Source organism: Bartonella krasnovii, assembly GCF_003606345.3.
Lineage (GTDB): Bacteria > Pseudomonadota > Alphaproteobacteria > Rhizobiales > Rhizobiaceae > Bartonella > Bartonella krasnovii.
This window is the reverse complement of sequence record NZ_CP031844.2, coordinates 2,054,501-2,080,219: the sequence shown is the minus strand read 5'-3', so window position 1 is coordinate 2,080,219 and position 25,719 is coordinate 2,054,501. Positions and strand designations below refer to the sequence as shown.

General features: G+C 37.9%; 15 protein-coding genes. 7 read left to right on the top strand and 8 right to left on the bottom strand.

Features of this window, described 5'->3' with window-relative positions; translation table 11 throughout:
* Window positions 1–98 precede the first annotated feature (98 nt).
* Both grpE and hrcA read right to left on the bottom strand, forming a co-directional pair.
* Window positions 99–758, bottom strand: a complete 660-nt coding sequence (gene grpE / locus D1092_RS08930; protein WP_120121572.1) for a nucleotide exchange factor GrpE — start codon at window positions 756–758, stop codon at window positions 99–101.
* A 124-nt stretch (window positions 759–882) separates the two neighbouring features.
* Complete coding sequence (gene hrcA, locus D1092_RS08925) at window positions 883–1,953, bottom strand: heat-inducible transcriptional repressor HrcA (RefSeq protein ID WP_120121571.1); 1,071 nt, start codon at window positions 1,951–1,953, stop codon at window positions 883–885.
* A 484-nt stretch (window positions 1,954–2,437) separates the two neighbouring features.
* On the opposite strand from hrcA, the gene D1092_RS08920 reads away from it, so the two are divergent.
* Complete coding sequence (locus tag D1092_RS08920) at window positions 2,438–3,085, top strand: non-canonical purine NTP pyrophosphatase (protein WP_120121570.1); 648 nt, start codon at window positions 2,438–2,440, stop codon at window positions 3,083–3,085.
* Window positions 3,082–4,281, top strand: coding sequence for a radical SAM family heme chaperone HemW (hemW, locus tag D1092_RS08915; RefSeq protein ID WP_120121569.1), 1,200 nt, complete (start codon window positions 3,082–3,084; stop codon window positions 4,279–4,281). Before D1092_RS08920 ends, hemW begins: the two co-directional genes overlap by 4 nt.
* A gap of 773 nt (window positions 4,282–5,054) precedes the next feature.
* Here hemW and dapE read toward each other — a convergent pair.
* The 3 genes from dapE to D1092_RS08900 form a co-directional block, all read right to left on the bottom strand.
* Window positions 5,055–6,227, bottom strand: a complete 1,173-nt coding sequence (gene dapE / locus D1092_RS08910) for a succinyl-diaminopimelate desuccinylase (RefSeq protein ID WP_120121568.1) — start codon at window positions 6,225–6,227, stop codon at window positions 5,055–5,057.
* A gap of 230 nt (window positions 6,228–6,457) precedes the next feature.
* On the bottom strand, window positions 6,458–7,204 hold the full coding sequence (locus tag D1092_RS08905) for a M48 family metallopeptidase (RefSeq protein WP_120121567.1): 747 nt from the start codon (window positions 7,202–7,204) through the stop codon (window positions 6,458–6,460).
* Window positions 7,205–7,236: 32 nt separating this feature from the next.
* Entirely contained in the window at window positions 7,237–8,016 is a 780-nt protein-coding gene (locus D1092_RS08900; RefSeq protein ID WP_120121566.1) for an alpha/beta hydrolase, read from the bottom strand.
* 193 nt (window positions 8,017–8,209) lie between these two features.
* Between D1092_RS08900 and infC the strand changes: the two genes are divergently transcribed.
* Together infC and D1092_RS08890 are read left to right on the top strand one after the other, a co-directional pair.
* On the top strand, window positions 8,210–8,728 hold the full coding sequence (gene infC, locus D1092_RS08895) for a translation initiation factor IF-3 (protein WP_120121565.1): 519 nt from the start codon (window positions 8,210–8,212) through the stop codon (window positions 8,726–8,728).
* Between the two features lie 1,428 nt (window positions 8,729–10,156).
* Complete coding sequence (locus tag D1092_RS08890; protein WP_120121564.1) at window positions 10,157–11,923, top strand: ABC transporter ATP-binding protein; 1,767 nt, start codon at window positions 10,157–10,159, stop codon at window positions 11,921–11,923.
* A 399-nt stretch (window positions 11,924–12,322) separates the two neighbouring features.
* On the opposite strand, the gene D1092_RS08885 is transcribed toward D1092_RS08890, so the two are convergent.
* Complete coding sequence (locus D1092_RS08885) at window positions 12,323–16,963, bottom strand: translocation/assembly module TamB domain-containing protein (protein ID WP_120121563.1); 4,641 nt, start codon at window positions 16,961–16,963, stop codon at window positions 12,323–12,325.
* Window positions 16,963–18,927, bottom strand: coding sequence for an autotransporter assembly complex protein TamA (locus D1092_RS08880; protein WP_120121562.1), 1,965 nt, complete (start codon window positions 18,925–18,927; stop codon window positions 16,963–16,965). The genes D1092_RS08885 and D1092_RS08880 overlap by 1 nt, the downstream gene beginning before the upstream one ends.
* Before the next feature lie 397 nt (window positions 18,928–19,324).
* On the opposite strand from D1092_RS08880, the gene D1092_RS08875 reads away from it, so the two are divergent.
* Complete coding sequence (locus D1092_RS08875; RefSeq protein ID WP_120121561.1) at window positions 19,325–20,857, top strand: YifB family Mg chelatase-like AAA ATPase; 1,533 nt, start codon at window positions 19,325–19,327, stop codon at window positions 20,855–20,857.
* Between the two features lie 11 nt (window positions 20,858–20,868).
* On the opposite strand, the gene D1092_RS08870 is transcribed toward D1092_RS08875, so the two are convergent.
* Window positions 20,869–21,783 (bottom strand): transporter substrate-binding domain-containing protein, encoded by a 915-nt coding sequence (locus tag D1092_RS08870; RefSeq protein WP_241436117.1) that lies wholly within the window; start codon window positions 21,781–21,783, stop codon window positions 20,869–20,871.
* Window positions 21,784–22,368: 585 nt separating this feature from the next.
* Between D1092_RS08870 and gyrB the strand changes: the two genes are divergently transcribed.
* Together gyrB and ubiE are read left to right on the top strand one after the other, a co-directional pair.
* Entirely contained in the window at window positions 22,369–24,819 is a 2,451-nt protein-coding gene (gene gyrB, locus D1092_RS08865; protein ID WP_120121559.1) for a DNA topoisomerase (ATP-hydrolyzing) subunit B, read from the top strand.
* 117 nt (window positions 24,820–24,936) lie between these two features.
* Window positions 24,937–25,719: a bifunctional demethylmenaquinone methyltransferase/2-methoxy-6-polyprenyl-1,4-benzoquinol methylase UbiE gene (gene ubiE, locus D1092_RS08860; protein ID WP_120121558.1), complete on the top strand. Its 783-nt coding sequence runs from the start codon at window positions 24,937–24,939 to the stop codon at window positions 25,717–25,719.

Genomic DNA, 25,719 nt, shown 5'->3' with positions numbered 1-25,719 from the left:
TTTGTAACACCCTTTAAAATTCTTTGAGGAAAGACCCCATATCGGCGAAATTACAGAGAATACTGCATTTTACGCTGGAAACTTGTTATTGATATGTTTTAAGCCGAATCAGTTTCAATAGAAGCTTCTTTTGTTCCTCCTTTGGCCACACCAACTATCGCTGGACGTAAAACCCTTTCTCCAATAATATAACCAGCCTGAACCACTTGTTGAACAGTGTTATCGGGAACATCGGCATTAGGAATTTCAAACATCGCTTGATGAAAATGAGGATCAAATTTTTGTCCCTCTGGATGAATTTTCTGCACCCCATGACGTTCTAATGCTGCCATCATGGCACGTTCAGTCATTTCAACACCTTCTGCTAATGATTTCAAACCAGAATCACTTTCTCGTGAACCTTCTGGAATCGCTTCCAAAGCGCGATTGAGATTGTCAGAAACAGATAACATATCTCGTGCAAAATTAGCAATGGAATAAGCCTTCGCATCCGCTACATCACGCGCAGTACGGCGTCGAAGATTTTCCATATCCGCAGCAAGACGTAAAAGCTGATCTTTCAACTCTTTGTTTTCATCCTGTAAAGATGCTAAAGGATCAACCTCATTACTTTCTTCTTCAACGCCTCCGTGTGCTTCTGTTTTATGTGTTTTTAAAAATTCATCCGCTGCTTGTTTAAGTGCATTACGATCAGCTGGATTTTTTAAATCACAATTTTCAAATGAAGCGTCAGTAAACTTGTTTTTTTCATCAGACATAAAAATTCTATTCCTTCATAAGATTTGTTATTCTCGATATCGAAATTTTACAGACAAAAATCAAGGGGTATTAATGCATATTAATACAATGAGCTTCTATAGTAAAAATACTTAACCGCATCGTTTAACGCAATAACTGTGACACAAGTTGGGCTGTATAATCAACCATGGGTACAATCCTTGCATAATTAAGCCGTGTAGGACCAATAACACCTAAAGCACCAATGACTCTTTGTTGTGAATCACGATAAGGCGCTACGACTAAAGAAGAACCAGAAAGTGAAAATAACTTATTTTCCGAACCAATAAAAATTCGGACCCCTGACCCTTCATCTGTTAAATCAAGAAGCTGAGCCATACTTTCACGTGTTTCAAGATCATCAAACAAATGGCGTAACCGTTCTAAATCTTCTTCTGCTTTCACATCTTCAAGCAAATTACTGCGTCCACGAACAATGAGGTGTATTTTATGATCAGCACCTTCTCCTCCCCAAAGAGCTAATCCCGTTTCAACAAGATGATGTGATAAATCATCAAGTGCTGCCCGTGTTTCTGCACATAGACAAGCAATTTCTCCTTTAGCTTCACTCAATGTACGCCCTTGAATATGGGCATTAAGAAAATTCGTTGCTTCTGTCAATTGTGCATGGGTAACCCCTTCTGGCAAATGAACAATACGATTTTCAACCTCACCTTGTTGTGTCACTAAAACAGCAAGAGCATGCTCTCTATCAAGGCGTACGAATTCAATATGCTTCAATGTTCCTTCTTGTTTTGTTGCGAGAACAAGCCCTGCTCCACGAGAGAGATCTGAAAGAACTCGGCTTGCTTGAACAAGAAAATGTTCAACCGATTGTGCATGACCTGCCTCTTTAACTTGCATTTCAATATTTTCTCTCTCTTCGTTTGGCAAATCACCCGCTTCCATAAATGCATCAACAAAAAAGCGTAAACCCGATTGGGTTGGCATTCGCCCTGCTGAAACATGCGGTGCATAAATCAAACCGAGATGTTCAAGATCACTCATCACATTGCGAATCGTCGCAGGTGATAAGGTCTGTTGCAAAAGTCGCGAAAGATTGCGTGACCCTACGGGTTCACCATCATTAAGATAGGCTTCAACAATATGGCGGAAAATATCACGCGAACGCTCATCAAGATATTTTAGCTCATTATCAATAGGCTTGTGCTTCATAAAAATTATTTCACTACTTAAAAAAACACTCTTCTCTTATATAAGTTTTGCCAATGTTTGGTCAAATAATCTAAAGTAGTATCAAAATATATTATCCTATTGAGCCACAAAACACCATCTTTTAAAGTGATGATATAAGCATAATTATTATGCATGAGATGTTTTTATTAGAGTGTGTGATTGGATATTTAAGGTAGTAATTGGTCTCTTTAGGCGCTGACCAAGAGGAGCTTGTTTATTTATAAACCACTGGGAGTAGAAAATTAGATTTTTATCATAAAAATGCTTTCATAAAAAAAGTCGTCTCTCATGTCTTTTTAATCGTCGTCTTCACAAAATATGAAAAATTTTATTTGAATAGAATATCATAAAACGTGTAAAATAACTCTATCATGTAAAATTAAGTAGAATATGTGTGTATATGAGCATTTAAGCTGGTTCCTAGCGCAAAAATAGTTCCCCTTTCATTTTTGGAGAAATCTATATGAGAAGTATAGCCGATAAAAGACTTGTTATTGCGACACATAACACCGGCAAATTACATGAGATCACCACCTTGGTTGCACCTTTCGGTTTAATAATACAATCAGCAAAAGAGCTTGGCTTGCCAGAACCGAAAGAAACAGGAACAACATTTGAAAAAAATGCTTACATTAAAGCTTTTGCAGCAGCAAAAAAAACAGGACTTCCTGCTCTCTCTGATGATTCAGGCTTAGAAGTCAATGCATTGGGTGGTGCACCGGGCGTTTATACAGCCGATTGGGCGATTCAAGCCGACGGTACACGTGATTTTCCAAAAGCGATGCAAAGAATAGAAGATGAACTTCAAAAAGTCGGAGCACGAGAAAAAAGCCAACGAAAATGCCGTTTTATATCCGTCATTTGCATCGCGTGGCCTGACACTCATGCAGATTATTTCCGCGGATACGTTGAAGGAACATTCATTTGGCCTCCACGGGGAGATAAAGGCTTTGGCTTTGATCCTATTTTTTTACCAGATGGATATGAAAATACATTTGGAGAAATGTCAACAGAGCAAAAACACGGCTGGCAACACAATGATATTCCTCCTCTTTCACATCGTGCACGAGCTTTTAAACTTTTGGCAGAAAACCTTTTGGCATTCTCATGAATGAACCTTTTGGAATTTATATTCATTGGCCCTTTTGTGCTGCTAAATGTCCCTATTGTGACTTTAATTCACATGTTCGCCTTCATGGTGTTGATCAGCCGCGTTTTGTCACCGCCTTTGAGCGCGAAATAGAAACACAATACCATAAAATAGGTCCACGCCATATTACGAGTATTTTTATTGGTGGTGGAACCCCCTCTCTTATGGAGCCGCAAACTGTTGATGCCCTCTTGCAAGCACTTGCAAAAAAGTGGATACTTGATGATAAAGTTGAAATTACGTTGGAAGCTAATCCATCCAGTGTGGAAGCAGAACGTTTTCGCGGATACCGCGCTGCAGGTGTTAATCGCTTATCTCTAGGAATACAAGCACTCAATGATAAAGCATTGCGTAAACTTGGCCGCCTCCATAATGTAGAACAAGCTCTTTATGCTATTGATTTAGCACGGAAAATTTTTCCACGCTTATCCTTTGATCTTATTTATGCTCGTCCTGAACAAACTCTTGAACAATGGAAATCTGAACTTGTACAAGCCATTGATTTGGCAGCAGACCATCTTTCTCTTTACCAATTGACAATCGAAGAAGGAACTGCCTTTAAACGACTTCATGATGCAGGAAGGCTTATCCTTCCCCCATCAGAGCTCGCAGCAGATCTGTATCATCTTACCCAAGAAATAACAGCTCTGTATGGACTTCCCGCCTATGAAATCTCAAACCATGCCATGCCTGGTGCTGAATCAGCACACAACCTTCTTTATTGGCGTTATCACCAATATGCAGGCTTTGGTCCAGGAGCACACGGTCGTTTTATTGAAAATATATCAAATCATTCTTTCCCCTTTTCAAAAACATCTTTATCACACCTTGAAAACCATGAACGTTATGTCACAATCAATGAAAAAAATCCCGAACAATGGCTTGCATTAGTCGAAAAAACAGGACACGGCTGTGTTGAAACAGAACGATTAACTCTTCAGCAACAGGCGAATGAAATGCTCCTTATGGGGTTACGCCTTTGTGAAGGCTTGGAGCTTACACGTTATGAAACTTTAAGCCCAAAACGCATCCCAATGGAAAAACTGATCGATTTACAACACCAAGAATTGGTCGAAATGGTGGATAATCAACGCTTAAAAGCAACAACCAAAGGACGTATTGTTCTTGATCATATTATCAGCCAACTTGCAAACTAAAGCCTTTATAACAACATATTGATTTTAATGATCATCATTATTTGTCATAGAAAAAATGAAATTAAAGTATCGTAAGATCTTTTTTCAAAAATGCTTATAATATATTAATTCTTACTTTTTTAAAAATAGTGAAGTGTGTGGGTACAAACTATACAAAAGACGTAAAAATGCTTTTTATGACTATTTTAAAGCGCCTAGAGTTACCAAAATATTTTGCGATAGAAAAGTATATGATGATCTGACTTTCTTTTTCATAAGCGTAAAAAGAGCATGGTAAAATAAACTTAAAGTGTGTTTCTGTGGATTTTACTCTAATAGAGAATTATTGAAATAAAGAATTTTTTGCGTGAAAACATATTAAGATATATAGTAGAAATGAATGTATTTACGTTGTAAAAACTTCTTAAAAAAGCGACCTATTCTTATGTGTCTTTATGACTTCAACTTGTCATCATAACCAATTGTGATATAATGTTCATTCTATATATGAATTGCGCGCTAACTGCTTCCCTTCACCTTAAAGGATGAATACTCTTAACCCAATCCGGTCTGTAAACGGCTCTACTTCTTAAAACAGGTTCCACTTGATTTTCCACTGATGTGATTCACTGAGCTGAAGGCTTTACGAGCGAAAACTCCAGCTTTAAAACTGCGCACCACATACTCTAAAACCACTTAATATATTAACACCTCAAAAGATGATGTTTTATGGGAACAAAAGGGTTCTATGGCAAAATAAGATAAAGATATCATTGAACCGAACAATTATTTCTTTAGGCAAAAAAATCAATAATAAAACGCTCATAAATAAAAGTGAGCGTTTCCACTGCATCAAGGGCAACACATTCATCAACCATATGCATCGTTTGCCCTGGTAAGCCAAATTCAACCACGGGGCAATAATCCTTAATAAATCGCGCATCTGAAGTTCCCCCAGACGTGGAGCATTCTGGCGCATTCCCTGTTACATTTTCAATAGCATTGGATAAAATTTGAATAAGTTTATCATTTTTGGTCAAGAAAACATCCCCTAAACTCGGAATCCATTCAAGCTGATAAAAGGGATATTGACCACTATTATTTCTTGATTGCACCAGAGCAAGACGCTTTTCAATTTCCCCCATCAAGGTTTCTTTTGTCCAAAGATCATTGTAGCGTATATTAAAACGAACCGTTGTCTGCGCTGGAATAACATTGACCGCCAAATTACCGGTATCGATTGTTGTTAGTTCTAAATTACTGGGCTGAAAATTCTCTGTCCCTTGATCTAAAGCCGTTTGTGTCAATGCTTGAATAAGCTTACTTGCCAAAGGCAAAGGATTGGCAGCGCGCTCTGGAAAAGCAACATGACCTTGGCGACCTTTCACGGTAATGACCCCAGAAATCGATCCGCGGCGACCAATTTTTATAACATCACCAACAGTCTTTACGCTTGTTGGTTCTCCCACAAGAGCTGCAGTCCATTTTTCGCCTTTTTCTTCTGCCCATTGGAGAAGTTTTACCGTGCCATTAATAGCAGGCCCCTCTTCATCACCAGTAATCAAAAGGCTTATTGTTCCTTTAATGGATTGTTTCTCAAGAACCCGCGCGAGAGCCGCAATAAAACAGGCGATAGAGCCTTTCATGTCAACAGCCCCCCGCCCATATAATTTCTTCTGATCTATAACAGCTTCAAAAGGTGGATAAGTCCAATCTTCTAATGCACCTGGCGGCACAACATCTGTATGACCCGCAAACATAAGATGAGGTCCTTCGCTTCCCATTTTTGCATAAAGATTTTCAACATTATCTGTATTTTTATCCGTAAAAATAGGGCGCTCGACATGAAATCCCATTTTTTTCAAAAATTGTTCCAACGTTGATAAAGCCCCTGCTTCATGAGGTGTAACAGAAGGACAACGAATAAGTGCCTGTAATAGCTGAAGTGGATCTGTAAGAACAGACATAAAAACCCCTTCCCATTTGTTATAAATCATCGGAACTTAAGGTTATTACGCTGAATGGTAAAAAAGATAAAGCAAAAACATTGAAGACACTCAGCAAACCAAGCAGGGGAGGACAATCGTGCTGAGAGCTTCAATGGCTTCCTCATCATGCATGACGAAGCACATACACAACGAAACGCTCAACAAAAAGTTCCGTTAAATATTACTCTTATTTACACATTTGCACGTTTTTACGCTTCTAATTTATATGAATCAAAATTAATAGCGTGTAGTCTATGGGCATTTTCTTTCAACCAAGCACGATGCGTTTTACTATCAGGACAAAGTTTCTCACAAAGAGCCCAAAATCTTGGTCCGTGGTTCATTTCAACAAGATGAGCAACTTCATGGGCGACAACATACTCAACAACTTCTTTTGGTGCCATAATAAGACGCCAAGAAAAAGAAAGACGCTTATCGATGGAACAAGATCCCCAACGACTTCTCGTATCTTTATAGCAAATGGATTTGACTTTCCGCTCTACCTGATGAGCATAATGTGTCACTAAGGGTGTTATAATAAGCGCTGCTTGCTTTTTTAAAACATCAGCAATGCGTCTTGGAAGATATTCTAATTGACCATAAACAATAATTTTAGGCCCTTGCTCCGCATCTGCTGTAACAATTTTTGTTACTCCACGTCCTTTCTCATGCTTTATGGTATGAGAAACACCCAAGAAAGGTATTGTTGCTCCCTCTTTGAGATAGGTATTTTCATGAGAAATTTGTATACGCGTAAGGCGCGTCTCAATCCAAGACCGATGTTTTTCAATAAAGCTTTCAATCGCATAGAGATCTATCGCTGGTGGTGTTGTTACACAAACCTCCAGGCTTCTGGCATCAATACGTAAGGTAAAACGGCGTGCGTGCTTATTTTCTCGCACACGTATAGGAATAACGTGATCAGAAAAAATAAAATGCTTTTCAGAAATACTCATATATTTATCTTCATCACCAATAAATAGCCCCCTTATTTTTCATTAATCTGATCAATCAAAGATTTCAAAGCTGTTTCTAGACAATCTAAATCCTGTGGACGAGAAAAACGATGATCTGCATCACGCACAAGTGTCAATGTTACGTTATGAAGAGGTAAATGATCAAGTAAAGTCAATGTATGCTGATAGGGTATCTTGTCGTCTTCCATCCCTTGTAAAATATGGACCGGACAGCCAACATCAATACACCCTTTCATGACACAATTTTCGCGTCCATCTTCAATCAACTTTTTTGTAAAGGGCATCGGCTCCTCATCACCAGCAGCAGGTCGTTCAATATAGCCTTTTTTTTCCAAAATTTCCCATTCTTCTGGGCCTAATTCTGGTTCCACCAAAGTTTGTGTAAAATCAGGAGCTGGAGCAATTAATAGCATACCAGCGAGCTTCTTATTTTTCTGTGCTAACATCATAGAAAGCCTTAAAGCAATCCATCCCCCCATAGAGGAACCAACCAAAATTTGCGGCCCCTCACAATAGGTTTCAAAAGCTGCTAAACTTTCACTCACCCAACGTGAAATCGTTCCCTGAAAAAAATCTCCTTCAGATTCCCCATGACCAGAGTAATCAAAACGCAAACAAGACAAATCATGCTTTTGAGCAAACTGATCAATCAACATCGCCTTACTTCCTAACATATCGGATTGATAGCCATGAAGCCAAACCAAACCTGGAGAGTGGCGCCCTTTGCGATGACGCACTGCAAGAGAAGTGTCCTCAAATGAAAAAAACTGGCAAGGAACATTTTGATTCATGATTCTTTTCCTCCATAAAACAATTTCTTTAAATCAAGAGAAAAACTTTTATAATCTAAATTTTTAAAAAAAGTAACAAATCAAATAATGAAAAATACACGAATTATTGTTGTCTTTATGTGTATAATTGTATATTAAATAATCGTAGTTGAATCAAAATTAAGGAGCATAAACCATTCGTAGACCATTTAAAATGACACCTACCCCAAAAGACGGACCGCGTTCAAATCATGATATTCGGGTGCCCCATGTTCAGCTTATCAATGATGAGGGACAACATCAGGGAGTTGTTGCGATACAAGAAGCTCTTGCTATGGCCGCAGAAGCCGGGCTTGATTTGGTTGAAATTGTACCAAATGCGGAACCACCCGTATGTAAAATCATCGATTTGGGCAAACTAAAATATCAAACTCAAAAAAAAGCTGCTGAAACACGCAAAAAACAAAAAGTCATTGAAATTAAAGAGATTAAAATGCGCCCGAATGTTGATGTCCATGATTATGGAGTCAAGCTCAAGGCTGTTCATCGTTTTATTGACCATGGTGATAAAGTAAAGATTACTTTGCGTTTTCGTGGTCGTGAGATGGCTCACCAGGATCTTGGATTAAAACTTCTTCAGCGTGTAAAAGAAGATACAAGTGGTATTGCCAAAGTTGAATTGGAGCCAAAGCTTGAAGGGCGGCAAATAATGATGGTGATAGCACCTAAATAACTTTTCGTTGAAATGATGTCTTTGTGCAACTCATAAAGATTAAGCGGATGGATATTGGTTAAAGGCGTTACGGAGAGTTTTGTAGTGTTTTTAAAGTTTTATAAATTGGTATAGATTCTTTGAAGAGTTTAACAATGCTTTCTCGATTTATAAGGAAAATGTGTTATTTTGCATATTAAATGAGAGAGCACAAACAGAAATAATACATAAAATATTAAGAAAGTAGAAATGTCTTTTGTGAACCATTTCAAATGCCAAAGCCTATAGCAATATGGAAAAGGGTAAAGGAATGAGGATGTTAACTTGAACTTTCATAATCGTAAAGATAATGGTGCCCATTAGTACAACTATTTTCATATGTTGCTTGTAATACCAACATACTGATTTATAAAAACAATTCATTGCTTGCATGTTGAATAAGAGTTTCAAAGATCGTAAGATTCTTTCAGTTCAAATTTGTTCCATGTTGAATCAATCAAAATCTCTTGCTTTGCACATCACAAACGGAGAAGCCTGCGTAAATAAAAACTGTACAAGATAAAGAGCAAAAATGCCTCTTATGAAAAATCTCGAGTGCCAAAGATTGTCGCAGCACCCACAAGCTTGCAAAGTGTGTGATGGTGTCGGCTTGTTCCTTCATAAGCGTAAAGATGTAGGTGCTTAATAACAACACTTTATAAAACAGTATTCAATAAGCCAGTGGATAACCTGTGTTTATTTTTTTAAATAAAAGATCATTTCCTCAGTACAAATTTCCTCTTATTATCCACTCTATTGTCAGCATTCTCAGCAACTTTAGCTACTATCTCTTTTAAAGAGAGATCGTTTTGTTGGTTTAATACCAAAGCCTTTAAAATTTTTTTATTCCTTTAGTCTAACTTTTTGAATGTAATAGGATAAAGCGGATACGCAACATTATAGAATGAAAATGATGTATTTATAAATGTTCAAAGTATGAAAATTTCTTGCGCGATATTTTACATTGGAGCAGAATAGAATAACGTATCAATTAATAATGATAATTTATTTTTTTTTCGAATAAGGAAATGGATATCGTAGATTTCTCTTATTTCAAATCTTTTCAATATGAAATCACACAAAAATATTGGCTTGCACGTCATAAGTGGTAGTATCATATGCATAGAAAAAAGCCATAATCCTCTTGTGAACTTTTTCAAGAGTCTAGGGGACGGTTGCGATATGGGAATGCCAATAAAGTAGTGGTATCAGCTTATATCTTATATAAATGAAACAGTGGCGCATAGACCATTTTATGGGAGGATTTTACATCATATGAAGCACTGTCACATGAAAGAGTATGACACATATTGAAAGAAGAAGGCTCTTTTTGTAAAAAAGATTAAGGAGCTTTTGAATTAAGAGCGCTTCAATCTTGCATAAAACAACAAGAAAATATAGAAGCACTTCATGGCCAAAAAACAACTTTCCTCTTTTGATAAACATCTTATTATTCGCCTTTTGCGAGAAAATTTTCATAAACATGCGCGTTGGTACAGTGCAGCTATTATCTCAATGATCATTATCTCCTGCACAACTGCAACCAGTGCATGGATTATGCGTGATGTTGTTAATTATATTGTTGCTGCGCAAAATTTTGCTATGATCGTTTTGATTTCTAGCTTCATTGCCTTTATCTTTATTCTTAAAGGGATTGCAACTTTTGCCCAAACTTACTTTTTAAGCAAAGCAGGCAACAGTATCATTGCTGAACAACAGCGTAAAATTTATGCGCGCCTTATGGAACAAGGTGTCTCTTTTTATCATAATAACACGTCATCTGATTTGCTTGTTCGCGTAACCCATAATGCGACAGCTGTGCGTAATATCATTGATACTATTATCACAACTTTTGTGCGTGATTTGCTTTCCGTTAGTGGTTTGTTGCTTGTCATGTTCATTCAAAACTTTGTGTTAATCTCCATTACTTTAATCGTAGGACCACTGGCTTTTTTCGGTGTTCGAATGGCTTTAAAACGCGTTCGTCGCCTTATGGAAAAAGAACTTTTTTCACTTGGTGAAATTATCAAAATCGTACAGGAAACGGCTGTTGGCATTCGAGTTATTAAGGCTTTTTCACTAGAAGAAGTCATGAAAAAAAGGATGGACAAAGCCATTTGTGATGTTGAAAAACAAACAAACAATATTGCAACACTTGAAGCGATTACCAATCCAATTATGGAAACACTCACAGGTGTCGCTATTGCCGGTATTATCTGTTTTTCTGGATACCTTGCAACCCAACGCGCAGGTGTTCAAGGTGAGTTTATGTCCTTTATTGTTGCTTTACTTTTAGCTTATGACCCCGCAAAAAGACTAGCAAATGTCCGTGTCAAAATTGAATCTGGCTTGGTCAATATCCGTACAATGTTTGAAATACTTGATCGTCCCCTTACTGTTACAGAACATAAAGAAGCTAAAGATCTAAATAAAACGCAAGGAGCTATTCGTTTCGAACATGTTTCTTTTGCATATACTGATAACAAAATAGTGTTAAAAGACATCAATTTAGAAATAGAAGCCGGAAAAATAACCGCATTGGTGGGACCGTCCGGCTCAGGAAAGTCAACACTTATCAATCTTATTATGCGCCTTTATGACCCCACAAAAGGACGCATATTGATTAATGATCAAGATATTCGCTACACAACATTTCGTTCTCTGAGAAAACTGATGGCCTATGTAGGGCAAGATACTTTTCTTTTTCAAGGTACCGTTAAATATAATATTGGGCTTGGAAAAGAAGGCGCTCGTGATGACGAAATTATCGCAGCAGCAAAAGCAGCAAATGCTCATGACTTTATTATGAATTTGCCAAATGGTTATGATACACAAATAGGCGATAATGGCTGTAATCTTTCAGGGGGGCAAAAACAACGACTCGCTATTGCTAGAGCAATGATTCACGATAGTGAAATTCTCATTCTTGATGAAGCAACAAGCGCGCTCGATTCACACACCGAAGCACAAATTAATGAAGCTATTCATCATCTTACCAAAGGGCGTACAACGATCATTATTGCTCATCGCCTTTCAACGATTGCTCGTGCTCATAAAATTGTGGTCATACAAAATGGACAACTGATTGAACAAGGAACTCAGAAAGAATTACTCGCAAAAGAAAATGGATTTTATAAAAAACTTCATAATATCCAGTTCAAAAAACACACGCCCTAATTTCTAGGTATTTAAAGAAGATTTAAAGTAAAAAACGGATAGAAGTTAACGCCCTATTTGTAAAAAAATATTATTTCAATTAGGAATTGGCAAAAAATTTATGGTTTATCGAAAATAAATTTCTTGGATTTAGATGAAAGCCTTTTCTTTTATTTTGTTGAATGCTGTTGATTTTTAATTATGCAATGAGAGTAGCTTACGGCTTTCAAAGCTCTAATTCAAGGTAAATAAAGATAAATTAACTTTATAAATCAATATTTGCATACAATACACTCTTTAGTCAACAGCATGGAATGGGCTTGAGAATAAGGTTTAAGTATTTTTCTAGTCTAAGCTTCCTTTCTCAATCTTAGAAATGAGAGACAAAAAATAAAAAACTTGTTTTTTAAACTTTAATCTTTAGTAGTCTCTTTCATAAAAGAGACCAATACTCGAATTTTTTTCATTTCCTATAGAACCTTTAGCTTTAAGGTGACGCGAAATATCCAAATTAATTGTCCCTTTCGTCGTTCCATCAGATCCTGCTTCAAAGCCTAAATAAATGTTATTGTGTATGTAGCGTCCAATGCGTAAACCTGTATTACCCTTTTCATTAACGATAACATCAAGGTCATCAAGTCCAATTTTAGTTCGTAAAGTGTTCAACAAAGATGTGTTAGAACCACCCGCAAGATCAGCAGCGGCTGCCGCAAGTTGAGCAATCTGAAATGGTGATAGTTCATTAAGAGAGCGCTTAAAAATTAAACGCGCTAAAATCTCATCCTGTGGCAAATTCGGTTGCGAAGAAAAATTAATATCAAGATTATCAATCGTTCCACTTACGGTTACAGTGACGCGAATATCACCACTGTTATTATTGGTTACAAAATAAACCGTAGGATTAAGATTACCGCTAAAACTTGCTTGTCCTTGATCAAAATTAAGACGTTGTGAAAGAATATCAAAACGTCCACGAATCATTCTAAATTCACCCACTGGATGCACATCATTTAATGGACCTGCTAAATTAATGCGCCCTCCCAGTTCGGCATCTAACCCTTTTCCTCGTACAAAAAGTTGATTGCGTGCTGTAATACGCATATTTGATAACACAACAGATGATGATTCTTCTGTGGCACTAGGACTTTTATTCGTGCTCTTAGCATCAGCACGTTCAAGTGTTTTTTGAATTGGCTTTGTTAAATTCTTATTTTTGACATCAAGAAACTTAGCATTTTGAAAATGATCAGGAACCAGAATTTCAGCTTTTTCAACGATGATATCTCCACCAATAACAAGATCACTTAGAAAGTTACCTGTCATTGTCATCTCGCCTGACAATGTTGCAAGAATCATAGAGCCATCATTATAATTGGCATTATCAAGATGAAAGATCAAATCTGTCTCTAGATCATTAGAAATACGGCCTGAAGCAGAAACTCTCCCTCCCTCAGATGAAGAAGCTGAAGCTTTCTCTATAAGAATATGATCGCCATTTAATTTGCCTTCAAGCGTTATATTATTCAATCCTACATGGGTTTTTGAATCCAAAAAGCTACCATCGGCTATAGAAATATTTCCAGTAAATTGTGGCTTTGATAACGCACCATTAAGAACTGTATCAACTCTTGCTGTACCCGTTATATATGCACCACGCTTAGCTAATAAGAGATTAACAAAATCAAGAGGTATTATCCCTTTAACATTTAATTTTGCCTCTGAACCATTAAGAGAAACAGGCCCATGAATGGAAAGATCTAATCCTTTATCTCCAGTTGCTATCATATTTTCAATATGCAATGTCGATTTTTTATAAGAACCACGAGTATTTATATTGATTGACATCGGTCCTTTATGCGTCATAGTGGTTAGGCTTTGACTCGAAAGCTCAAAATGAGCCGATGGATCCTTCATTGTCCCACCAATATCAATTTTGCCTATCACCGCCCCATCAAGCGCTTGTCTTGCAATAAAGCTATTCGCCAAACGTGCAGATAAATTTTGCAAATTAATATGGAGGTCAAGTTTGTCTTTCTCTAAAGATACCAGCCCCTGAGCTTGTGCTTGTACTCCTTCCCCTGTTAAACTTGCATTCAAAGTAAGGTTTTGATCTAAAGTTTTTCCCGTAGCAGAAAGCGAAAAAGGCATAATTTTTTTATCTTGAAGAGCAACGGTTGTTAGTTCCTCACCTTTTATATCATAGGTTATATCAGGTTTTTTTAAATGACCACGAATCATAACCTTTCCAGTTAAACTCCCTGATGCTCCAAGATCGGATTTCCACAGATTAGCTAAAGTAGCAGGGAGAGAATCCACGGTAAGTTGCAAATTCAAAGTATCTTGAATATTCCCCGCAAGGGTGATTTTACCGCCATTTATTGCAATTCCTAATTCATTGATTGTCATTCCATCTTTATCAAAAACAATTATCGATGGTTTTGGCAATGTTGCATGAAAATGGTGTTGTTTTAAATCTACGGTTTCAATTTGCACTTCCCGTTTTATGCCTTTTGGAAGTTCTACACTCCTTGCACGACCAGAAAGCTGAGCATTAAGAGCATCATGCAACATCGCTTGGACAGTAAAAACCGTTTGTTCATTATTTCTATTGGCATGAGCATTTAAACGATTGATCATTATCAAAGGAGTTTGGATATGCTCTGCATTGATAACACCTTCAAACTGTGTCGTACCAAAAGGATCGAATATATCGGCATCTATTGCCAGTTTTTTTATTTTATTCTTGGCAAAATTCAAATGATTAACATGCGCCTTCACATGGGCTTTTTGTCTACCATTTTGTTCATCAAAAATAAAATCTCCTTTTACTTGTCCACTACCATCCTGTAAAAATAACGCTGAAAGCACTGAAATATCATCGGCATCAATATGCAGCGCTCCTTTCAAAAAACCTCCAAGTTGTTGAGAAAGATCACCCGTTATTTTTGCACTTCCCCCTTTAATATCAATATTCTCAAGTTTTCTAATTTTATGAGAATCCTTAAAAGAAGCAGACAAATGTAGAGGCTTATGAGCAAAAACTCCTTCACCTTTTACACTCCCCGTAAAAGACGTAACGGGTGTTGTATTATCTATAAGTGCTTTTATGTTAAATGTTGTGTTTCGAAGTTCCTTCCCCATAACGAACGCTTTATCAATATGAGCACTTGTATTGAGCTTTATATGGCTATTGCGCCCTCTTGCAGTTCCTTGAATTGTAAGAGCACCGCTTATCTTTGGATCTAATTTGGCGAGATCAGATATTTGAGCAGATAAATCCATTTTAGCGCTTTCATCCGAAAAATAACCATTAGCCTGTATGTTTGTATATTGATTTTTCAAATTCAAATGACGTAAAATAAAGCCCGTCGTGTTGTGGGCAATGCTACCTGAAAGAGTGACATTTCCTTTAAATAAACGATCAAAAGGCTGCACGCCTATTTTCATATTGTCAGCCATTCCTGATAATTTCAGATCAAAAATGCCACTCAATAGACCAATTGTTCCTTTGGCTTTAATATCTGCTCTACCAGAGAGGGGTTTTTTACTGAATAGTTCTAAAGGAGCTAGTGTTTTGGCTTTTAACCCAAGATCGCCTTTAAAAATAAAATTCTCCATTGTCCCTTTCAACCAAGAAGAAAAACCCTGAGCCGTAACACTAAGATCATGAATTAAAATCGGTTTATTCGAAACAATATCCGTATCTAAATACATATGAACCGCTTGGCTTAAATCTTCTACGACCCCTTCCTTAATCTTTTTAACCCCTTGAAGCGTTCCATTAACCTGAACACCAACATGACGAGAAGCCGCATTGTCAAGATTTTCGCTTACTCCCCCCATATCAAAAACCGCATCGCGAACATAAATATTGTTATTGCTAAAATGATTGACAACAAGCCGCCCATTCCAAGATTGTTGTCCTTCGCGACCATAGTCAATGTTCAAAGAAAGAGCATTCGCAGGTTTTGACGCCTCTAATATGGGCAAATGAACAAACTCCTTTTCGTTATCAAGAGCCATTTTACCATCAACAAAAAGCCGCCGCAAAAAACCATCGGCGGTTATTTCAGCATTGGCGATAACATTCATTGCTTTGCCCTGAAGAACCATCTGATCAAGGTGGGTCACCCCCTCTCTTGTCCTTCTTGCCTCTGCTTTTAATATTATATCAGATGCGAAGAGATGACGATATTGAGAAGGTATTAAAGGATCTAATCTACCCTCTAGTTTCGTAGAAAAACTGTGTCCTTCTGAAACACTTGCAAGAACAACATGACCATCTAAAATAGAATGATGATCGGATTCTAAAGAAAGTTTGATAACCAAATCATCAAAAGTACCATCACCTTTAATCGCGAGATTCAATGCTGGGCGTTTTTCCATGTTAAAAACATTCGCCAAAATGCCATTTTGCGGTTCATCAGCAGAGATATCAATTTGAGCTGTACGATTATTCTCTGATATCTTGGTAAGAACAGAAAAAGACCCCGGTGCATCTAAACGATGCGCCACCATATTAACATCAAAATAACCACTCGCCAAAGTAAGATTGCCTTCTAAGGACATATCAGCAGAAAAACCAAAAAGATTTTGCTCAAACGTCACATGTTGAGCTGCAAGTGTATTGATCGAAAGAGCAAGCGGCAATTTTGGTAAAGAAAACTTACCTATCTCAAGAGAAGAATTGCTTTGTGGTTTGCGCAAAAACGTAACCCGTTCTGCCGAAAGCTGATTAATATCCATCCGCCCTTTTAGCAAGGCTAGACGATTCCAATCCATTTTGGCATTGGTAATTTTAAGCCAAATTCCCTTTTTATCACTGACAGTAATAGCATCAATTGATGTTTGAGAAGATAGCGCTCCTTGCATATTGTACAAGCGAACTTGACGATTAGGCGCTGAAAGCTTGCTTTCAATTAAAGAAACAAACCATGAACGATCGTCTGCTATCTCTTCGCTAGAAGGAAAACGGTCTTCTCTTTGTGCAAGAACAAAACCACCGACCAAAAAAAACACAAATCCAAAGAAGAAAGCTGATAAACGTACAGTTTTTTTCATTAAAATGCTTGTCCTATACCCACATAAAAACCAATACGAGGATCACCCTTCTCTCTTTTTAAAGGAAAGGCTAAATCAACGCGCAAAGGACCAAGACCTGTCATATAGCGGCCTCCTATACCGGCTCCCCATTTAATTTTTTGAGAAAAATCAAATTTCGCCTTTTCCCCTACGAGACCTCCATCAAGAAAACCGACAAATCCTATTTTATCATTTAAAGAAACACGCAATTCTGCCGATCCCTCAATAAGTGCTCGTCCACCAACAACCGCATCATTTTCTGTTTTGATACCAATATTACGATAAGCATAACCACGAACAGAGCCCCCACCACCAGCAAAAAAGAGCGTATCTGCAGGAACCTGTGCTGTATTATTTCCAAGAATTGTACCAAGCTTTGCCCGCGCAGCAAAAACAAAACGATCCCCTTCGCCTAACGCCCAATAAGAACGGCCTTCTGCCGTTACTTTTGCAACAAAATTGCTAAAACGCATCTCATAAAAGGGTTCAATGAGAACTTCACCATATAAACCTTTTGTTGCATTAAACCTATTATTACGACTATCATAAATCAAACCAGTAGGAAGACCAATTGTTGTAAAATTACGGCTTCCAAAATAGATATCACGTGAATAACCATTTGAAACTTCTATAGCAGCCTGTCCCGATAGATTACTATTGAAAATATGCGTAATACCTAATTTCCCTTTGATCGCTTTTGTTGTGTAATTTTCCAGAACATCTTGCTGTATTTTTAATTCTGACCTGAGATCTGTATCAGGTGTGAATACACCCGGCTTTATAAACGTAGCACCGAAAAGATAATCAAAATTTTTAAAACTATATGATTGTTTTTTGTTGCTGCCAACACCACTCATTTTTGTTTCAATTTTAAGGATTTCTGCATGACCAAAAAGATTGTTATGCATCCAATAAGCTTCAAAACCAGCCCCATCTAATGTTGAATAACTACCCCCTACACCAAAACGACGCGGTTTACGTTCTTGTACAATAAGCATAAGTGGTAAACTGCCATCTGGGTTAATGGTATCAGCCTCACGGATATTGATAGCACGAAAAACACCAAGGCGTGCAAGACGTTCATTTGCCTTAGCTAACGCGTCGGAATCATATTTCTGTCCGGGTTTTAGTCCGGTCATCCATGCGATATAAGCTGAATCGACACGTGGTTTCTTACTTATATTACGGATACTTAAAGGACCATAATGAGCCTTTGGTCCAGGATCAACGACAATCCTTCCTTCAATACGCAACGCAGCATGATCAGCCACGATATCACTTTTTATAATTTTAGCTTTTGCATAACCTTGTTTACGCCATCCTTCTACCGCCCATTTTTCTGCTTTCAAAATGGTTTCAGATTTGGCAATAGCGCCAACTTTATAGCCCAATTCTTCAATTGTGGGCATTTTATGCGCTTTACGCTTTTCAGGAAGCGCTACTTTATCAATATCTGCAATACTAAAAACATATTGTGGGCCAGCATTAATCGTAATAACGATATTGGATTGTGCTGGAAGTTGCGTTACTGGACTTAAATCAGCGGCTTCTAAGCCATTAATTTTAATACTAATAACACCACCATAGCGCCCATCAGCATAAAGAGCAGAAAGAATAGCACGATAGTCTGAACGCGCTTTGGCTAACAAACCAGAAGAACTCGCAGATGCTTTCTCTTTATCTGCAAAAAGAGAAGAGACAGATTTAACTATTTTTATGCCTTCCGGTGGTGCCCCTGGTGGGGTAACAATATCAACTTTATAAAATCTCTCTGTACTTTTAACAGAATGTGAAGAAGAATTTGTTTTCTTCTGACCAAAAAGAGGGAGACCGAAAAAGTCAAATGCAGCAAGTGGCTGTGGAAAAGAAAAAGCGAAACACAAACCTATAAATACACTGCGCACAGTTTCTGATTTTAACAAAATTCTCGTCTGGTATACCATAAATCAGATACCTTTAATACACTTTGCATCTACCACACTTCTAAATAATATAAAATAATAAAGGTAAATATAACTAATTTGCATACTTTACACGTTTTATCGCATCAGATAATATTCTGCGATATATAACGTCCTCCTCCCCTCATATCTTCACAAAATTCTTCTCTGTTGTGTCATATAAACACCCTCGTTTTTTTCTTAACATATTCATTGAGCTTATTATAAATGTTTTATTGCGCTCCATATTATCATGGTTAAATTTGTACAAATAATTTTCAGAACGCTACAAAAACCCGCGTACATATATAGATCTATCCATAAAAAAAGCCATAGAGATGCTTCTTGATTTTTATGCGTAGATATGATTGTCTCTCCCAAATCTAAAGGGGGGAGATAAATGATCGCACGTATTACAACTGTTGCTTTTCGCGGTCTAGAAGCAGTTCCTGTCGATGTACAGGTTATGATTTCATCCGGTAAAATAGGAATGGCTATCGTTGGGTTAGCCGATAAGGCCGTTGCAGAAAGCCGCGAACGCGTACAAGCAGCTCTCCATGCTTGTGGGCTTTCTATGCCAACCAAACGAATTACGATTAATCTTGCACCAGCTGATTTGCCTAAAGAGGGATCACATTATGATTTGCCAATTGCTGTAGGCTTAATGCTTGCTATGGGAATCCTCCCTCCAGAAGTAGCGCAAGACTATGTCATTTTAGGTGAATTGTCACTGGATGGTTCACTGACTGCTGTCAATGGCGTTTTACCAGCGGCCATGACAGCTGTATCACTCGATAAAGGACTGATTTGTCCCTTTCAATGTGGACCTGAAGCAGCATGGGCAAATGCAGAAATAAATATTCTTGCTCCAGAGACACTTCTCACTATCGTTAATCATTTTAAAGGGACACAAATTCAAAAACGTCCACAACCGCGCCAATATACTATCGAAACTGAACTTCCAGATCTTTGTGAAATCAAAGGACAAAAAACAGCCAAACGTGCCTTAGAAGTTTGTGCTGCTGGACGCCATAACCTTTTGTTTGTTGGTCCTCCTGGTGCTGGAAAATCTATGTTGGCGCAACGCTTACCTTCTATTTTACCCCCTCTTAATAGCCGTGAGCTTTTAGATGTCTGTCTGATTGCATCTATTACAGGAGAAACGATTCATAATACCATTTCACTTCATTGTCCCTTTCGTTCCCCACATCATTCTGCTTCTATGGCAGCAATGATTGGTGGGGGACTTAAAGGACGTCCAGGAGAAATCTCTCTTGCTCATAATGGCGTATTATTTCTTGATGAGTTGCCTGAATTTTCTCCGCAAGTTCTTGATTCCCTTCGTCAACCTTTAGAAAGTGGAGAAGCGGTTATCGCTAGAGCTAATCACCATATCAGCTATCCTGCTCGTTTCCAACTTATTGCCGCAATGAACCCTTGCCGATGCGGTATGGCAGGTGAAAAAGGCCATGTTTGTGCTAAAGGTATACGCTGTCAAATCGATTATCAATCCCGTATTTCTGGTCCGCTTCTTGATCGAATTGATTTACGGATTGATGTTCCTGCTTTGACAGCAATGGACCTTATGCAACCAGAGCAATCAGAAAAAAGCTGCGATGTTGCAAAACGCGTTGCACGTTGCCGCACCATTCAAGCCAAACGTTTTGCAGCACTAGGGTTGGATCATATCCGAACCAATGGCGATTGCCCTGCCAAAATTATAGAACAAATTGCTATTCCTGATAAAAATGCCGCCATACTCTTACGAAATGTGAGTGAAAAAATGCATCTTTCTGCACGTGCTTATCATCGTATTCTCAAAGTTGCGCGTACGATTGCTGACCTTGATGAATCCGATAATCTTTCACGTCATCATCTCGCAGAAGCCATCTCCTATCGACTGGGAACAGAAAGATTAACAGCTCTTCACTAAAAAACTGTTCATTAGTAAAAACTTATTGGAAAATAACGCAAATAAAGCTCTGTGAGTTTACCATCCTCTTCTAGAGATTTTAGGGCATAATTGAGGATAGCAATCAATTTTTCGTTCTTTTTTGAAACAGCAAGCTGCATTCCTTGACCCAATAACTGAGGTGCCATATATGGCCCCCCAACAAAATGGTAAAAATCAATAGATTTTTGATTTTTGAACCATAACGATAAAGCAAATCCATCATCAAAAATAAGGTCAATTTTATGCTCCTGTAAGGCTTTATAGAGCTCTTTCCTCTCTTTAAATCCTCGCCATTTTGCTTTAGGAAAATAATCATGAAAGAGCTTTTCGTGAATAGTTTTAGATAAAACGCCACTGGTTAAATGAACCAATTGGTTGCTTATTGGCTCATCAAGGTTGAACTGTCGAGAAGCAACAAATCGCGCAGGAAAGCGCAAATATGACTTTGTAAAAACAAGATCTTGTTGGGTTTGACTTGTTTCTTTTAAACCCGCAATAATGACTTCTGCACCACCATTTTTGACATGTTCAACAAGCTCTTTCCAAGGAACCACTTCTACTTCACAAAACTCCTCTAATTTTAATTTTGAGCAAATAGCACGCAATAAATCGATATTATAACCTGTAAGATGCCCCGTTTGATCAAGAAAATTAAAAGGAGGAAAATCAAAAGTTGTTACAAAACGTAAACGAGTGATATTCTTGGTATCAGGTTGTACAAAATATTCATGCGAATCAAAAAAAGAAGGCAACCTTCCAGCTATGTCAGCTTCTGCGTAAGAGCAAAATAAAAATCCCCCTGCAACAAATAAAATGCGAATAAAAAGAGTGTATAAATTATGGGGTAAAAAATACCGTAAATGCCATTGAAGATGTTTTACATGTATAGGTTTCCTTATTTTCAAAATCTCTCCCCCATTTTTCAAAGATAATATAAAACTCTGTTTAATTATTATCTAACGCACTTCACCAAAATATCTTCCGTTTCATAAATAAAATTCTTTCTCTTTTTTTAATTGTTAAAAGTTTTAAGAATTTTCATATATTTTTTTAAACAAATGTATAAAAAGCAATTTGGAAGAAATGAACCTTATAGCCTTTATAAGTATTTGACGTTATCTTCTTCAAACTCAGCTTCTCTCGATAAATTACACTTTTAAATTTTTCTGTCTTCCCATTCATGCAATTCACTTAACGAAAGGCCATACAGATAAATTTTGCGCTGAATATTCACCACGCATTGTAAAAATACTTAAAATATATCAAAAAAGTGCTCACTTGTCTTATATGACTACCCTAAGTGACGAGTTTTACTGTATAATAGCGTCATATCGTTTTATTATTCTCTCCAATATACCGACAGATATTGAATCTAGCGCTGATATACGGTAAATGTTTAATGTGGTTATTCCATAAATAACTGAGCAGAACGTTGAGCTTTTAAAAAGCGGATAAAATATTGTAAATTTAATACAGAAATGGACTAACTTATGAGTGATGAGATAACCTCACCGACACAAAGCACCTCACCGACAAAAGGCGATGACTATGGCGCCGCTTCTATCAAAGTTCTCAAAGGTCTTGATGCTGTACGTAAACGTCCGGGTATGTATATCGGTGATACGGATGATGGATCGGGGTTACATCATATGGTCTATGAAGTTGTAGACAATGCTATCGATGAAGCTTTAGCCGGTCATGCAACTCTTGTAAACGTCACACTCCATGCTGATGGTTCTTGTTCTGTTCGTGATAATGGACGTGGAATTCCAACTGATATCCATCCAACAGAAGGTATTTCTGCCGCTGAAGTTATCATGACACAACTTCATGCCGGCGGAAAGTTTGATCAAAACTCTTATAAAGTTTCAGGTGGATTACACGGTGTTGGTGTCTCTGTGGTAAATGCACTCTCTGTTTGGCTTAAATTGCAAATCAAACGTAATGGTAAAATTCATGAAATGTCTTTTACCCATGGAGTGGCTGATGCTCCATTAAAAGTTGTTGGCGATTGTGATCAAGAAAGTGGAACAGAAATTAGATTTTTACCAAGCTCTGAAACCTTTACTATGGTTGAGTTTGATTTTGAAACTTTAGAGCGTCGTTTACGGGAATTGGCCTTTCTCAATTCTGGGGTTTATATTCTTCTTGTTGACGAGCGTCACGCTGACATTAAATCTGTTGAATTGCATTATGAAGGCGGATTGATAGAGTTTGTTAAATATATTGATCAATCAAAAAAAGCGCTCCTAGACACTCCTATTTATATTGCGAGTGAAAAAGATGGTATGAGCGTTGATGTTGCTCTATGGTGGAATGATTCCTATCATGAAAAGGTCTTGTGTTTTACCAATAATATTCCTCAGCGGGATGGTGGAACGCATTTAATCGGTTTTAGAAGTGCTCTTACACGCCAAATTAATGGTTATGCTGAATCTTCAGGGATTGCCAAAAAAGAAAAAGTAAATTTAACCGGTGATGATTGCCGTGAAGGATTAACAGCTATTCTTTCTGTCAAAGTTCCTGATCCTAAATTTTCTTCACAAACAAAGGACAAATTGGTTTCTTCTGAAGTGCGCCCTATTGTTGAAAATTTGGTCAATGAAGGTCTTTCAATATGGCTGGAAGAACATCCGAATGAAGCAAAGCTTCTCATTAGTAAAGTGGTGGAAGCTGCAGCAGCACGTGAAGCAGCACGCAAAGCACGTGAACTGACAAGGAGAAAAGGAGCGCTTGACATCACTTCTCTGCCAGGAAAACTTGCCGATTGCCAAGAGCGTGATCCTGCAAAATCAGAAATATTTATTGTCGAGGGAGATTCGGCGGGTGGTTCAGCAAAAAGTGGACGTTCACGGCAAAATCAAGCAATTTTACCTCTCCGCGGTAAAATCCTTAATGTTGAACGAGCTCGCTTCGACCGCATGCTCTCATCTGATATGATCGGAACACTTATTACCGCTCTTGGAACGTCTATTGGTAAAGATGAATTTTCACCCGATAAATTACGATATCATAAGATTATTATCATGACAGATGCAGACGTTGATGGAGCCCATATCCGCACTCTGCTGCTCACTTTCTTTTTTAGACAAATGCCCGAGTTGATTGAACGGGGACATCTTTATATTGCTCAACCTCCTCTTTATAAAGTATCGCGTGGAAAATCTTCTCAATATATTAAAAATGAAGCAGCCTTTGAAGAATTCTTGATCGATACGGGACTAGAAGAAACAACACTTGAGCTTTCAACGGGAGAAGTTCGTGCAGGAGCTGATCTATATCAACTCGCTAAAGATGCCCGTACCTTCCGTCAACTTTTAAATGGCCTTCATACCCGTTATGATCGCAATATTGTTGAGCAAGCAGCCATTGTTGGTGCTTTTAACTCTGAAGCCTTTGCAGCACAAGAAAAAGCACAAAAAATAGCAGATGCTATCGCACAACGTCTTAATCTGATTGCTGATGATATGGAACAAGGTTGGTGTGGACAATATACAGAAGATAGGGGTTTATGTTTTGAACGTGTTTTACGTGGCGTTAAAGATGTTATCACGCTTGATGCAGCACTTATAAACTCAGCGGATGCACGTCAAATTGATCGTATTTCCCAAAGTTTTAGCGACCTATATCATCCGCCTCTTCTTTTACGCCGCAAAGATAAAACAGAGCGTATTTTTGGACCTATGAGCCTCTTAGAAAGCATTTTTACAAATGGTAAAAAGGGTATTACGCTTCAACGCTATAAAGGTCTTGGGGAAATGAATGCTGAACAGCTTTGGGAAACAACACTTGATCCCAATGCGCGTTCTCTTTTACAAGTAAAAATTAATGATGCAACCGATGCAGATTCACTCTTTTCTCGTCTCATGGGTGATGAAGTTGAGCCTAGACGTATTTTTATTCAAGATAATGCCTTAAGCGTTGCTAATCTTGATATCTAAAGGTACTCTTCTGTTTTTGGCTGTATAAACGTCGTGGTTTTATACATTGTTTTTTCGTATTTGAACATTCCCTCTCTCTTTCATTTACGATAAAAGAAAAATAAGGAAGGTCATGATATGGCAGCTGAAACAGAACGCGTCGGAGCTAAGGGTGGTATGGAACACTCTTTTGGTTTCACAAGAGTTGATGAAGCACAAAAACAGTCCATGGTGGATGGTGTGTTTCATTCTGTTGCTGAAAATTATGATAAGATGAATGATATCTTATCGTTAGGACTACACCGTTTTTGGAAAAACTCTATGGTTGCATGGCTTTCTCCACCGGCACTTTCTCATTGGAGAGTTCTTGATGTGGCTGGTGGTACAGGTGATATTGCTTTTCGCATTCTTAATGCTTCACGCCAAAAAGCCCATGCTACGGTTCTTGATATTAATGGCTCAATGCTTAATGTTGGAAAACAACGCGCACAAAAAAATGGTCTTGCTCCTCTGATGGATTTTGTTGAAGCCAATGCAGAACATTTGCCCTTTGAAAATCAAAGCTTTGATGCCTATACTATTGCCTTTGGAATTCGCAATGTACCTCATATTGACAAAGCTCTTAGAGAAGCTTTTCGTGTTCTAAAGCCCGGTGGACGTTTCTTATGTTTAGAATTTTCAAATGTCGAGATGCCTTGGCTCGATAAAATTTATGATCTTTGGTCTTTCCATGCTATCCCTAAGCTGGGGCAATTTATTGCAAATGATGGTGATGCTTATCGTTATTTGGTTGAATCTATCCGCAAGTTTCCTAAACAAGATGATTTTGCCTATATGATCAAGCAAGCGGGATTTTCGCGTGTATCGTACCGCAATCTCACCGGTGCGATTGCAGCACTGCATTCAGGTTGGAAAATTTAA